Genomic DNA, 14,100 nt, shown 5'->3' on the forward strand with positions numbered 1-14,100 from the left:
CCGTCATCACATTTTCCCTTCAGCGGAAAGACGAGCAGGGAAACTGGCTCGGGAAATCACCGTCGGCCGTGCAGCATGCCGCGCAAACAGGTCCTGCTCGTGCATCGCTCTGAGCGCCTGGAAGGTCGAGTTGATCTGCAACCGGGACATGGTGTCCTCCAGCCGCTGCGACACATCGAACGGCAGATTGTAAGCACCCAGCATCACGTCCATGAGCGGGGCTGGCAGACTGCTCAATGGCACACTTTCAGCGGTGTACTCGGACAATTGCAGGGCCTTGACCAGGTCATAGCCATTGGCACTGCCGATGCGTTCCAGATAGGCGATGAACATGCCCAAGTGCAAGTTGCCCGCCCCTTTGCCCATGCCGCAAATCGAGGTATCGATGTATTCGGCGCCGGCATCGACGGCCGCGATGGAGTTGGAAAGTGCCAGGGAAAGATTGTTGTGCGCATGAAAGCCCAACGGCGCATGCACTCTTCTGGAGATTCGGCTGATCAGCAGTTCGACATCATCGGGAATCATGTTGCCGTTGGAGTCGGCAAAATAAATGATATCGGCCCCGGCCCCTTCCGCACGCAACGCAATGTCGGTAACAACACCCGGTGTTTGCGTGGTGATATGGGTGATGTTGGCACTGGCCAGGAAGTTGAACGACTTGACCAACTTGATGGTTTCCAGCCCTTGCTCAAGTTGATCGGCACGCAGGCATACCCGAATCATTCCGACGCCATGTTCGGCCAGCATTTCGAAGTCTTCGCCGACCACATTACGCGGGTGAACCATGACACACAGCCCTAGTTGTCCGTGCGCGGCGCGGCGTAATGAATCCAGATACTCAGGACTGACCGAACTGCTCAGGCCATGTTCTTTTTTGCGAACGAAAGAGCCATTGCAATAGCCCACTTCAGCGTGAACTACGCCTACATCGGTCAAGTGCCCGACCGCATTAGCGGCATAATCGGCAGTGAACTCAAAGTTATTACGATAACCACCATCACGGAGCGTTACATCAATAATTTTTACTTTGCTCATGATCCAATTCCTTCTGTGGGTTCTCTTAAAACTCTGGACACGCACGCAAGTACGCTCCGGTTTTTTTCCAGTAGTAACGAGGCCGCAATGCCGGATTATTCCTGAACAGGTTTTTACAGGGCATGAGTCGAGGGCCGCGAAGGCCGAAAACAGAAAGTCAAATTTATTTTTTCAGCGTCAGCTGCTCCAGCTGCCATCGAACACGTTCAATGGGCAAATGGAATCATGGCTGTTTTTTTTATTATGGGGGTGTCCGCAACCGGGAAGACGTGTGCCGTGTCCGGTGGGGTGGACTATTGAAAACCCTGGCACAGGTTTTCAATCGTTGAAGGACCAAGCCTGTTTCTTATTCTTGGGCCGATACTGGAATCTGCCCGCTTGTTTGTAAACTCCCCGTATTCACCCTAGGGGGTTAAATAATTCACCTTGTATTAATGCAATAGTGAACTACGCACCCTCTCAAAAAGACGCCTCAGAAATAATGCTCAGTCGGAAAACAACTGACCAGGAAGTCCATCAGCGAACGAATAGGGGCTTCCTTGCGCAAGTCTTCATGCACCACCAGCCAGATATCGATCATCAGGTCTGAACTACGGAACTGGGCCTTTTCCAGCGCCGGGTCTTTCAGGCCATAGAAATTGGGCAACAATGCGATACCGACACCGGCACGTGCCGCCGAGGCTTGGACTTCAAGGCTCCTGGCGCGCAACACCACAGGACGCTCCGCAGCCACCTCGCGCAGCCATACCTGTTGTCGGGAGTGTTCCATGCTGTCGTCATAGACGATGTACTCGTACTGATCGCTGGTGTGCTCTGTCAGGTACTGCGCGCTGCCGTACAGCCCAAACGACACGGTGCCGATCTTGCGCGCCACGAGGTCCATCTGGGTCGGGCGACACAAACGAATCATCAGGTCCGGTTCGGGGTTGCACAAGGTGCCGATATCGTCCTGCATCAGCAGGCTGACATTGATCGAGGGGTGTTCACGACGCAAGCGTCCCAGGTGCGGGGCAATGAACTCGGAGGTCAGCAGGGGCGGTGCACTGACCGAGAGGTCGGCGACCATTTCCGTTTGCACCGAAAGCGCCACCTTGGAAATCGCCTTGGCGTCTTTCTGCATTCGCCCGGCGATTTCGGCGATGCGGTGACCAAACGGCGTCATTTCATAGTTGCGTTTGCGTCGGTCGACGAGTTTGAGGTTCAGTGATGACTCCAGCGCCGCGATCCGCCGCGCGACGGTGGCATGTTCCACGCCCAGCTCCCTCGCCGCGCTGCTAAGCGACTGTGTGCGGGCGAAGGTGACGTAATGGCGCAGGTTCTCCCAGTCGAACATGCTCATGTCGCGCGATTCCAGACCCACGGGCCAGTTGCAGGAAGCATTGTGCAAAGGTAACGAGTTCATGTGGCCTCGATCGATTCTCAATGGAATGACAATCCAGGCTGTCGACCCAAAGGTTTCCTTCCTGGATATCCTTGTTTGGGAAAAACATTCGATGGCGGCCACGCACTGACGAAAATACAACCCCCATCCGTGCGGGCTACGATGCATCGTTCAACTCAGTCTGCGGCGATCTGCGCTCCTCCCTTGCGCAGCTCGGTACTGAAAAACAGAACTTTGACCACGATGACCAATACGGCCAGCGCGGCAAATAGCAAACCACTGTACAGGGTGCCCTGCAAGCCCATGCGTGCCAGGAACCACCCACCCGTAGTTGACCCAATGGTCACGCCCAGGTTGATGAACGAGATATAAATGCCGGTGGCGAACTCGGGCGCTTCCGGCGCTTCGGAGGTCAGCCATATCTGCGTGACGATCAGCCCGCTGGTATGGGTCGCGCCCCAGATCACCACGATAACCAGCATGGTCATCAAGGACGGGCCGGCGAACAGGTACAACAGCCCATAGGCACCGGCCAGCAGGATCGGGTGCAGGATGGTTGTCCGAACCATGTTCTGCCCGATCAGCTTGCCGGCATACAGATTGCCCGCGACACCGCCAATACCGAAGATCACCAGCAGGATACTGATCATCTGCGCGCTCATGCCCGCTTCCTTGGCCAGGTACTCGGCCGAGTAGCTGTACACGGAAAACATCGCGGCAAAAATCAGAGTCGAGGCGGTGATGTTCAGCCAGAGTGGGAATTTGCGCAAAATAGCCAACTGCTCTTTATAGGAAATGCGGGTTTTGTCGGGCGCGTCCGGCAGCCGGGCAATGATCCCCAGGCCGGCAATGCAGTTGACCACGGCGCAGAACAGAAACGAGGCCTCATAGGAAAACTGCGCCGCGATCAGCGTCGTCAACGGCACCCCCAACACCATGCCCATACTGGTACCGACAAAGGCCTTGGCAGCTGCACGGGTCGACTCCTGCGGTGGGTACAGGGAAACGGCCGCGACAAAGGCCAGGGAAAAGTACACGGGGTGAAACAGCGCTGGGATGATGCGCAGCACCATCAACGACTCAAAGTTGGGTGCATAGGCCGACAACACACTGGTGCCGGCAAAAATGAACAATGCAATGGTGAGGACTTTTTTGCGGTTGAAGCGTGACAGCAGCAGCACCATGATCGGGCCGAATACCGCAATGATCAGCGCGAACAGCCCCACCAACAGGCCGGCTTGGGACGCACTGATCGAGAAGCGCTCGATAATCACCGGAAGAATCCCGACTACGCCGAACTCAATGGTGTAAACGCCAAACAGGCCTAGTGCGAGAAAGTAGATCGGATGGAGCATTTTCATGAGTCGGACTCCAGCGTGACCACGACTTTGCCGAACTGCTCGCCCGCTTCCAGATACTGATGGGCGGCAACGATCTGTTCAAAATCGAAGGTTTTGGCAATGACCGGACGCAACGTCCCCTCCCCCAGACCGGCAATGACATACGCCTTGGCGGCCTCGAGCAAGGCTGGCCGGGAGGTGATTTCGTGCAGCAGATAGCCGCGCAACGCCAGGCTCTTGCCCAGCACCTTGAACAGCGGGAACGGCGCGGGCTCGGGGCTCAGAGCGCCGTACACGAGAATGATCCCGCCAATGGCGGCAACGTCGACCAGATGCTCCAGAAACGGCCCGCCCACCGGATCGAAGATCACCCGGGCGCCCTTGCCTGCGGTGATTCGCTCAACCTGTTGATTGAAATCCGCCGACTCGCTGGCCACCACGTGCGCGGCTCCGGCAGACAACAACTGCTCGCGCTTGACCAGGGTGCGGCTGACGGCGATCGGGATGGCGCCAACCTGATTGGCAATCTGAATCGCTGCCAGGCCGACACTGCTTGAGGCAGCCGTGATCAGAACGAATTCGCCGGGCTGCAATGCCGCGACATGAATCAACGCGCCCCACGCTGTGAGGTATTGCATCCACACCGCCGAGGCCTGAGCGAATGACAGGCTGGCGGGATGCTTGACCAGCATCGCCGCCGGCACCACGGCCAGTTCGGCATAAGTGCCCCACTGCGCGATCGAGGCCGGAGGAATCAGGCTGACGATGTCACCGACGGCAAACTGGCCGGCGCGTGCGCCGACGGCCTCGACGATACCTGCCGCCTCGTAGCCCAGACGGGAAGGAAACTGTGCCTCTTCCAGATACTGGCCGGAGCGGAACATGGATTCTGCCCGGTTCAGGCCAATCGCCTTGACGGTGATCCGTACTTCATCAGGCCCCGGTTCAAGCACGTCGATGTCATCGATCCTGAGTACTTCTGGGCCACCATATTGGCTAAACCGCACGACGCGCGTCATTGACTGTCCCTTTATTTCGTTGATTGGCGATAACTGTAAAGTGAGTGCGAATACTGAAAAACAAGCTGCTGTTCCATTCTTAGCGGACAGTTATGTCCGCAACCGACGGCGCAAGGTCGTCCGTCTCCGGGCGTGATCGCCGTGTCGCGAGCAGCCGCAGCGCGACATAGAACACCGGGGTGAACAACAGGCCGAACAGGGTCACCCCGAGCATGCCGAAGAACACCGCGACGCCCATGGCGTGACGCATTTCGGCCCCGGCACCGGTAGAGAGCACCAGGGGCACGACCCCCATGATGAAAGCGATCGAGGTCATCAGAATCGGGCGCAAGCGCAACTGACTGGCTTCGATGGCGGCGCGCACGATGCTGTGGCCCTGCTGTTCGAGCTCACGGGCGAACTCGACAATCAGAATCGCGTTCTTGCTGGCCAGCCCCACCAGCACCATCAGGCCGATCTGCGTAAAGATGTTGTTATCGCCCTGGATCAACCAGACCCCGAGCAACGCCGACATGATGCTCATGGGCACGATGAGCAGAATGACCACCGGCAGCAGCAGGCTTTCATAGAGGGCGGCCAGCACCAGATACACCAGCAGCATGCAGATCAGCAGGATCCACAACGTGGCGTCACCGGAAATGATTTGCTGGTAAGTCAACTCGGTCCATTCGAACTTGATGCCCTTGGGCAGTGTCTCGGCCGCGATTCGTTCCACTGCGGCCTGAGCCTGACCGGATGAATAACCCGGCGCGGGTCCGCCGTTCAGATCCGCAGCGGTGTAGCCGTTGTAGCGCACGACCATTTCCGGCCCATAGGTGGGGTGAACCTCCACCAGGCTGGCCAGCGGGACCATGTTGCCGTCGGCATTGCGGGTCTTCAGTTGCCCGATGTCATCGGCGTGGGCGCGGAACGGCGCATCGGCCTGCACCCGGACCTGATAGACCCGGCCGAGCAAGTTGAAATCGTTGACATACAACGAGCCCAGATAGATCTGCAACGTATCGAAGACATCGGTCATGGCAACCTGCGACTGCTTGGCCTTGACCCGGTCAAGATCGACCTTCAATTGCGGCACATCGATCTGGTAGCTGGAAAAGCTCGGCCCCAGTTCTGGTGCCAGCGCGGCTTGCTTGAGGAACGCACGAACCGCTTCATCGAGTTTTTCAAACCCCAGCGCGCCACGGTCTTCGAACTGCAACTTGAACCCGCCCAAGGTACCCAGCCCCAACACGGGAGGCGGCGGGAACACTCCGGTAAAAGCTTCCTTGATCGCGGAAAACCGCTGGTTCAGCGCGGCGGAGATGGCCCCGGCACTCATGTCCGAACCGTGCCGGTTGGCGAACGGCTCGAGGATCACGAAGATGATGCCGGCGCTCGACGAGTTCATCAGGCCGTTGACCGACATGCCGGGAAATTCCAGAGTGTGGGCCACGCCAGGTTGCTTGAGGGCGATGTCGTTCATGCGCTGGATGACTTGCTCGGTGCGCTCCAGTGAGGCGCCGTTGGGCAGTTGCGCCAGGCCGACCAGAAACTCTTTGTCCTGGGCCGGCACAAAACCACTGGGCAACGAATGACCAAGCCAGGCCGTGAGCCCCAGCAACACCGCGTAAAAACCCAGGGTCATGCCTTTGCGCTGAATCACCCGGCCCAGATTGCTGCCGTAGGACTGCTCGCCCCACGCCGAGAGCCGATTGAAGCGGCTGAACAATGGCCCCAGGAACCGATCGATAGCACGACTGAGGCGATCTCGCGGTGAGTCGTGGGACTTGAGCAACAGCGCGCAAAGCGCCGGTGACAAGGTCAGGGAGTTGAACGCCGAAATGATGGTGGAGATGGCGATGGTCAACGCGAATTGCTGATAAAACTGTCCGGTCAGTCCGGGCATGAACGCCAGGGGTACAAACACACTCGCCAGCGTCAGGGTGATGGCGATGATCGGCTTGCTGACTTCCTCCATGGCCTTATAGGAGGCATCTTTGGGGGTCAGCCCCCGGGCAATGTTGCGCTCGACGTTTTCCACCACCACGATCGCATCGTCGACGACGATACCGATGGCCAGAACCATACCGAACAACGACAGGGCATTGATCGAAAAACCACACGCTAGCATCAGTGAGAGCGTGCCGATGATCGACACCGGCATCGCCAGCAGCGGAATGATCGAGGCTCGCCAGGTTTGCAGGAACAGGATAACCACCAGCACGACCAACAGCGTGGATTCGAGCAGGGTCTGGATCACCGCCAAAATGCTCGAGCGGACAAACTGGGTCGGGTCGAAAACAATCGTGTAGTCGACCCCGGACGGCATGTCTTGCTTGGCCTGGCGCATGATGTCGCGCGCCTGATCGGAGATCGCCAGGGCGTTGCCGCCGGCCATCTGGAACACGCCGAACCCCACAGCGGGCTTACCGTCGACCAGTGAGCGCAAACCGTAATCCGACGCCGCCAGCTCGACACGGGCAACGTCGCGCAGAAAAGTCACCGCCCCGCCCGGCGAACTCTTCAGGATGATGTCGCCGAATTCCTTCTCCGTTTTCAGCCGGCCCTGAGTGTTGACCGACAGCTGTTGGGCCACGTCCGTACGCATGGGCTGACCGCCGATGACGCCGGCCGCGACCTGCACGTTTTGCTCGCGGATCGCCGCCACCACATCGTTGGCGCTCAATCCGCGCTGGGCCACTTTTTGCGGGTCGAGCCAGATGCGCATCGCATAGTCTCCGCCGCCCCAGATCCGGACTTCACCGACGCCCGGGATGCGCTCCAACTGGTTCTTGATGTTGAGAATGCCGTAGTTGCGCAGGTAGGTGGCGTTGTACTGGTCATCCGGCGAGATCAGGTGAATTGCCAGGGTCTGGGTCGACGATGACTTCATCGTTACCACCCCCAGCCGACGCACGTCTTCCGGCAGGCGTGGCAAGGCTTGCGAGACGCGGTTCTGCACCAGTTGCTGCGCCTTGTCCGGATCGGTACCGACCTTGAACGTGACACTGAGCGTGAGGTTGCCGTCGCTGTTGGCCTGGGACTGCATGTACAGCATGTCCTCGACGCCGTTGATCTGCTCCTCCAGCGGCGCCGCCACAGTCTGCGCCACCACCGCCGGGTTCGCGCCGGGGTACTGGGCATTGACCACGATCAGCGGCGGGACCACGTCGGGGTATTCCGAGACGGGCAAGCGAAACAGCGAGATGATCCCGGCCAGCAAAATCAGGGTCGAAAGGGCTCCGGCAAAAATGGGCCGGTCAATGAAGAAGCGCGAAAAATTCATTGACCCTCCCTCACATCGACGCGTTGGGCGAGCAGCGGTCTGACAGTGTCACCCGGCCGCGCCCGATGCAGGCCGTTGATCATGACCCGCTCGCCGGCTTGCAGGCCGGAATCGATGATTCGCAAGTCACCCACCAGGTTGCCAGGGCTGATGCGCCGGTACTCGACCTGATCATTAGCGGTGACCACCAACACAAACTTCTTGTCCTGGTCCGTGCCGATTGCGCTGTCGTCGATCAGCACTGCCTGACGCGGCGGGCCGCCTCCGAGTTTGATTCTGGCCAGCATGCCGGGCCTGAGCAGGCCGTCGGTATTGTCGAAACTGGCGCGCACCCGCAACGTAGCCGACTGCACGTCGAGCTGATTGTCCATCGACGCCAGTTTGCCCTCGCGGGAATAGTCCGTTTCATTGGACAGCCCGAGCATGACCGGCACTTCATTGCCCTTGGCACTGCCGTGATTGAGGTAGCGCAGGAACGTTTGCTCGTCGACGTCGAAAGCGGCATAGATCGGTGAAAGCGATACCAGGGTGCTCAACGGCGCGGCATTTTCACCGGCGCTGACGATATTGCCCGTCGTCACCAGGGCACGGGACATGCGTCCGCTGACTGGCGCGATGATGCGGGTGTGGGCCAGGTCCAGCCGGGAACTGTCGAGTATCGCCTGAGCCTGCCGGACATTGGCTTGCGCTTCGCTGGCAGCGTTTTGTTTCTCGTCCAGATCGCGCATGGCGATGGCATTGGATTTGATCAGCCGTTGTGCCCGGCCCAGATCGGTGGCGGTGTACAGGCTTCGCGACTTCGCCGCCGCCAAACTGGCCTGGGCCTGTTCGACTTGGGCGGTATACGGTCTGGCATCGATTTCGAAGAGCAAGTCGCCTTCCTTGACGATCGCGCCGTCCTTGAAATGCACAGCAATGATTGTCCCGGACACCAGCGGTCGGATGACTACTTTTTCGACCGCCTCCAGGCGCCCGGAATAGTTCTGCCAGTCGGTCACCGGCCTGGACAGCGCCATGGCCACATCGACTTCGGCGGCCGCTGGCGCCACGCTGGCCTTGGCGATAGTGGACGGTTCCCCGCGTAGCACGACCACCAGGGCGGCGACGATAGCGCAAGCAAGACTGGCACGGAGCATGAGCGCGCTGCCCGAGCGTTTGGGTCGGTTCGAGTCCATAAAACAACTTCCCTGTTATTAAGCGACGTGTGGTGAAACGGTCTTTCGAAGGTGCATCAAGGCGCGGTTTCGGGGCTGCCCAAGCTGCTGCCCGGCACCTTGGCTTTCCCGTTCCGGCCCCAGCGCTGCATGACCGGTCGCTCGATAAAGTTGAACAGCAGCCAGCCACCGAAGATGGAGAGCGCGAAGGTGGCTGCGACGATCAACGTGGCCGTCCCGTTATCGAACAGTCGGCCGCCGAGCAGTTGCGTCGCACAGGTCATGATCAGCAGATGGATCATGTAGAAACCGAAGGAGATTTCCCCCAGCCAGACCATCCAGCGGTTGTTGAGCAACCCCTTGCGGTCGTTCAGGTCGCTGGCGGCAATGGCCGTGATCAGTGCGGCGATCGGCACCAGCGTCACCAGGTTGAGGCTGTACTGGAACGGCACCCACATGGCCGCCAGGTAACCGCCGACCATCAGCGCGAAGGCCCAGGGCACACTCAACTCGATCCAGCGTCCAGCCATGAGAATGCGCGCCATGAGCATGCCCAGCACGAACTCGAACATCCGCGCAGGCGGGAAGTAGTAGGACCACCACCATTGACTCAGGGAAATCGGGTACTCATTGATCAGCGGTGTCGCAGGCGCCAGCAAACGTATCGCCACTTGCGTCAGGGCCAGGCCGGCGACCATCGCCCAGGCCCATTGCCACAGGCGCTCCTCGGAAATTTTCCAGATCAGCTTGAGCGCCAGCGGAAACAGCAAATAGAAGAACAACTCGCAGCACAGCGACCAGGACGGACCGTTGACGCTGAGGAAGGTATCCATCCGTGGAATCCAGGAATGCACCAGCAGCAGGTTGGGCAACCAGATCGCCACGCTGGCGGCAGGCACGGCAAACAGCGCCATCGCCAACACCCAGGTGGCGATATGGTTAGGGTAGATTTTCAACAAACGGCGTTTCCAGAAGCCCGTCACGCTGTCGCCTTTGCGGGCCGACCAAGTGATCACGAAGCCACTGAGTACAAAAAAGAATGACACCCCGAGCCAGCCACCGCCGCTGAAGATCCGTTGGAAGGCATTGATCACATCGGTGTCGGCATAGGGGTTGAAACCGATGATCCGGGTCAGTGAGGCGTGAAACATGAACACCATCGCCGCCGCGAGGAAACGGATCCCGGTGAGCGAGTCGAGCTTGCTGTGGATATGCGAATGGTAGAACTCTGCTTTTTTCATTTCCCGATCCCCAAATGGTCATGGCGCGCCCAAGACACCTGCGTGTCCGGGGCGTGCTCCCTGTAAAAAAACACACGACAATCTCAGCGGCGTTGCCAGCATTGCAGGCAATGTTGCGAAGGTCCGTTGACCCCAGGGGTACGGCTAAATGCAGACATTTTTAGTGGCGGAACGCTGGGCGAACCGCCTTTTTTTTTGCGCTTGCGGCCGGTCCCCGGACAGGAACCGGCGCGAAGGTCATTCCCCGTAAACAACGTTGCAAAGGTCAACGGTGAACTGCCCGAACATGCCTTCGAAGGCGGTATTGGTGAAAGCAACGACCGTCAATTGTTCGACCGGGTCGACAAACCAGGAGTGTCCGTATGCACCGCCCAACCGCCAGCTGCCGACCGATTCGGCTGTCTGTGCGGCGGCCGGGTCCTTGAGTACGGTAAAGCCCAGACCGAAGCCGCGACCGGGCCAGTTTTCCAGTTCGAGCTCGCCGGTCTGGTTGCTGGTCATTTCCTCGACCAGCGCTTTAGGCAACAACGGCGCGCCACCTTTGCGCAGGGTTTCGAGCAACTGGAGGAACTCACCGGCGCTGCCGATCAAGCCTGAACCACCTGAGTTGAAGGCCTGTGGGTCCAAGGCCCGACTCGGCTCCAGCTTGATACCGGCAGTGCCTTCAAAAACCGGAACCACTTCCAGCTCTTTCATGCGCCGCGGCTGTGGCTGATCATTCAGGTATGCCGGGCTCAGGCGGCTGGCGTCGGACACGCCGAAACCGATATCGCGCAAGCCCAGTGGCTTGGCAATCAGTGTGTCGATAGCGGCGGCCAGCGAAGTACCGGTAACCGCAGCGATCACGCCGCCCAGTACATCGGTCGCAATCGAGTAGCCCCACGAGCTGCCCGGTTTGTACAACAAGGGCGCGTGGCTCAGGCGACGCAGGTTTTCTTCCAGCGTCAGGTTGCTGCGCTCCATGCCATCGGACACACCGGCATCGCGATAAGGGCCACCTTGATCGCTTTCCAGAAAACCATACGTGAAGCCGGCGGTATGGCTCAGCAACTGACGCACCGTGATCGTCGCCGGCTGGCCGTCGCTCAGGGTTGGCTTGAAGTAAGGCAACCATAGGGTGATGTCGTCATCCAGGTTGAGTTTGCCCTGGCCGATCAGCGCCAGTGCCGCCACCGAAACAATCGGCTTGGATACCGAAGACAGCCGAAACAAGGCATCCTCGCGCATCGGCAACTGCGCCTCACGGTCGGCCAACCCGGCCGCGCGCTGGTAAATGAGCTTGCCGCGGTGAGCCACAAGCACCACTGCGCCCACCAGGCGCTGATCGTGCAGAGTCTGCTCCAGCACCGCGTCGATGCGCGAAGCCAGCTGGACGGGTTCAAACGAGCGTAGAGACTGTAATGGGCGAAGCGGTTCGTTGACTGACATTGGCGGACCTGAATAGTTGGATGAATGACTCGATGTCTCGATGGTAGAGCGGGCCGTTGTCGGGAAACAGAGGTTACAATTCCGAGGTCCACGGACCTTTTTGTCCGCAATCAAAGGAGTGAGTGTTGGATAAGCTCAATGGCATCACGGTGTTCGTGCAGGTCGCCGAAAGCCTCAGTTTTGTTGGGGCCGGCCGCTTGTTGGGGATCTCCGCCTCGGCGGTGGGCAAGAGCATCGCGCGCATGGAAGAGAAACTCGGCGCACGCCTGTTCCATCGCAATACCCGCAGCATCAACCTGACCAGCGAAGGCTCGTTGTTTCTGGAGCGCTGCCGCCGGGTGCTCAACGAACTGGAAGCCGCCGAGCAGGAACTCTCCAGCTCCAGCGAGACACCACGAGGGAAACTGCGCATCAGCCTGCCGCTGCTAGGCAACGTCCTGTTCATGCATCTCTCGCGATTCATGCAGCACTACCCGCAAATCCAGCTGGAACTGGACTTCACCGATCGGCTGGTGGACGTGGTCGAGGAAGGTTTCGACGCCGTGGTGCGCACCGGCCAGTTGCACGACTCCCGGTTAATGGCCAGGAAACTCGACAGCTTCAGCTTCTACCTCGTCGGCGCCCCCAGTTACTTTGCGAGCCACGGCTACCCGCAGAATGTCGAGCAACTGCAGGAACACAACTGCCTGCATTACAAACTGCCCTCCACGGGCAAACTGGAAAAATGGTCACTGTCGGGGCTTGCCGAAGGCGCCGAGTTGAAAATACCGGCCACGATGGTCTGCAATAACCTTGAAATGCTGATCCACATGGCCCGCCAAGGACTGGGCATCGCCTGCGTCCCCGAGTTTGCGGTGCGCGAGGCACTGGCGGCCGGAGAGCTGGTGTCGATACTGCCCGATCAAGTGCTGCGCACGCTCAACATTCAGGTGGTATGGCCGTCGAGCCGCTACCTGACGCCAAAGTTGCGAGCGTTTATTGATTTTGTTTGTGATGGGGGTGTTCGAGACTAAGGCTTTTGCGGGGCTGATAAAGCCTTGCCGTGACTTTGTGCAGGAACATCTGTCGTTGTTCGATCCATTGCGATGAAGCTCTCGAATCGTGCGATGAATTCACGGCTGGCACTGAACATTTGTTGCCAATCGGTGGGAAAGCGAACATTCAACGGCAGTTGATCGATTCTCCAGCGCGGCGGCAGCGCTTCATCAAACCGGGCCGCGACCTGCAACCCCATTTCACTGGTGGCAAACGGTCCCCGCAATACCGTCGGCGTACGTCCGGCACTGTCCACAGCCTGGACCACGTGGGCCAGTAACCAATCGCCGTTCGGCATGCGTACACGCAGGGGCTGACCGATAACGGCGTAGCTGATATTCAGCGGTTCCAGATAAATCCACAGCAGCGGTTCCTCCAGTCGCTCCAGGCGCATCAGCAACGTGCCCGCCCCCACGTTCTCGCCCGAATTGACCAGTACCTCGGCGATCCGACCACTCTGGGCCGCCTTGACGGACAAAGCGGCCAAGCGCGTCTTCAGCCATTGTTGTTCGGAGTTCTGCGCAATGACCTCCCGATCAAAGCCCGGTGGCGACTGGCGCGCCAATTGTTCTCGACGCTCAAACGCCAACAGGTCTGATCGATACCCGTCGCGATCGGACTGCGCCGCCAGTACTTCGCCGCGTGTAGCGGCACCTTGTTCGACGAGGTTCTCCAGCGCCCGAACCCGTTGCTCCGCCCTGCCCACCCGGGCCCTCAGCAACTGACGCTCCTTCTCGCCCAGAGCCGATTGCCCGGGTGGCACTGCATTGACCGGCATGGCGGCCAGTTGCAGTAACCGGGCACGCCACTCGGGATTGTCGAGACTGATCAGCTGTTGGTCGGCCTGCACCTGCTCGCCGGCGATCACAAATAGCTGATCGACCCGGCCGACCACCAGCGCCTGAAGCTGCTCGGGACTCAACTCCAGTTGTGAACCCTGTTGGTTGCCGGGCCAGACGAATCGGCCTTGGTGCAGGCGGCGTGCTGCCAGCCAGATGCCCAGGCCATCGTGAACCAACACCTTCATACGGTTGCCCCGGCGATTGGCAAAGAGATAAGCGCAGTGCGGCTGCGCCGCACCAAAGACCGCCACGACCCGGGCCAGTGCCGTCTCGGTACCGGCGCGCATATCCATCGGCGCGGTGGCCAACCAGATGGAGTCGACGCGGATCATCGAAGCAGGTCTCGTAGAAACGTCGCGC

Annotated in this window: 10 protein-coding genes; 1 reads left to right on the forward strand and 9 read right to left on the reverse strand. The window is 59.5% G+C overall.

Annotated elements, in window-relative coordinates; genetic code table 11:
* Window positions 1-6 precede the first annotated feature (6 nt).
* The 8 genes from NTD87_RS17410 to NTD87_RS17445 all read right to left on the reverse strand — a co-directional run bounded on the left by NTD87_RS17410 (window position 7) and on the right by NTD87_RS17445 (window position 11,863).
* The gene (locus NTD87_RS17410; RefSeq protein WP_262115261.1) at window positions 7-1,035 is read right to left on the reverse strand and encodes a nucleoid-structuring protein H-NS; all 1,029 of its coding nucleotides are present in this window, start codon (window positions 1,033-1,035) and stop codon (window positions 7-9) included.
* 472 nt (window positions 1,036-1,507) lie between these two features.
* Window positions 1,508-2,437 (reverse strand): LysR family transcriptional regulator, encoded by a 930-nt coding sequence (locus NTD87_RS17415; protein WP_262115263.1) that lies wholly within the window; start codon window positions 2,435-2,437, stop codon window positions 1,508-1,510.
* Between the two features lie 155 nt (window positions 2,438-2,592).
* A complete protein-coding gene (locus NTD87_RS17420; RefSeq protein ID WP_262115264.1) occupies window positions 2,593-3,777 on the reverse strand; it encodes an MFS transporter in 1,185 nt (394 codons plus the stop codon).
* The gene (locus tag NTD87_RS17425) at window positions 3,774-4,775 is read right to left on the reverse strand and encodes a zinc-dependent alcohol dehydrogenase family protein (protein ID WP_262115265.1); all 1,002 of its coding nucleotides are present in this window, start codon (window positions 4,773-4,775) and stop codon (window positions 3,774-3,776) included. The genes NTD87_RS17420 and NTD87_RS17425 overlap by 4 nt, the downstream gene beginning before the upstream one ends.
* A 79-nt stretch (window positions 4,776-4,854) precedes the next feature.
* Complete coding sequence (locus NTD87_RS17430) at window positions 4,855-8,040, reverse strand: efflux RND transporter permease subunit (protein WP_262115267.1); 3,186 nt, start codon at window positions 8,038-8,040, stop codon at window positions 4,855-4,857.
* Entirely contained in the window at window positions 8,037-9,215 is a 1,179-nt protein-coding gene (locus NTD87_RS17435; protein ID WP_262115269.1) for an efflux RND transporter periplasmic adaptor subunit, read from the reverse strand. Before NTD87_RS17435 ends, NTD87_RS17430 begins: the two co-directional genes overlap by 4 nt.
* 56 nt (window positions 9,216-9,271) lie before the next feature.
* Window positions 9,272-10,435 (reverse strand): acyltransferase family protein, encoded by a 1,164-nt coding sequence (locus NTD87_RS17440; protein WP_262115270.1) that lies wholly within the window; start codon window positions 10,433-10,435, stop codon window positions 9,272-9,274.
* Window positions 10,436-10,672: 237 nt separating this feature from the next.
* On the reverse strand, window positions 10,673-11,863 hold the full coding sequence (locus tag NTD87_RS17445) for a serine hydrolase domain-containing protein (protein ID WP_262115271.1): 1,191 nt from the start codon (window positions 11,861-11,863) through the stop codon (window positions 10,673-10,675).
* A 125-nt stretch (window positions 11,864-11,988) separates the two neighbouring features.
* On the opposite strand from NTD87_RS17445, the gene NTD87_RS17450 reads away from it, so the two are divergent.
* A complete protein-coding gene (locus tag NTD87_RS17450) occupies window positions 11,989-12,876 on the forward strand; it encodes a LysR family transcriptional regulator (protein ID WP_262115272.1) in 888 nt (295 codons plus the stop codon).
* Here NTD87_RS17450 and tnpB read toward each other — a convergent pair.
* Window positions 12,873-14,072, reverse strand: coding sequence for an IS66 family insertion sequence element accessory protein TnpB (tnpB, locus tag NTD87_RS17455; protein WP_262115273.1), 1,200 nt, complete (start codon window positions 14,070-14,072; stop codon window positions 12,873-12,875). The two genes, NTD87_RS17450 and tnpB, sit on opposite strands and share 4 nt — an antisense overlap.
* Window positions 14,073-14,100 lie beyond the last annotated feature (28 nt).

It is taken from the genome of Pseudomonas sp. 6D_7.1_Bac1 (genome assembly GCF_025465945.1).
In the GTDB taxonomy this organism is placed as follows: domain Bacteria; phylum Pseudomonadota; class Gammaproteobacteria; order Pseudomonadales; family Pseudomonadaceae; genus Aquipseudomonas.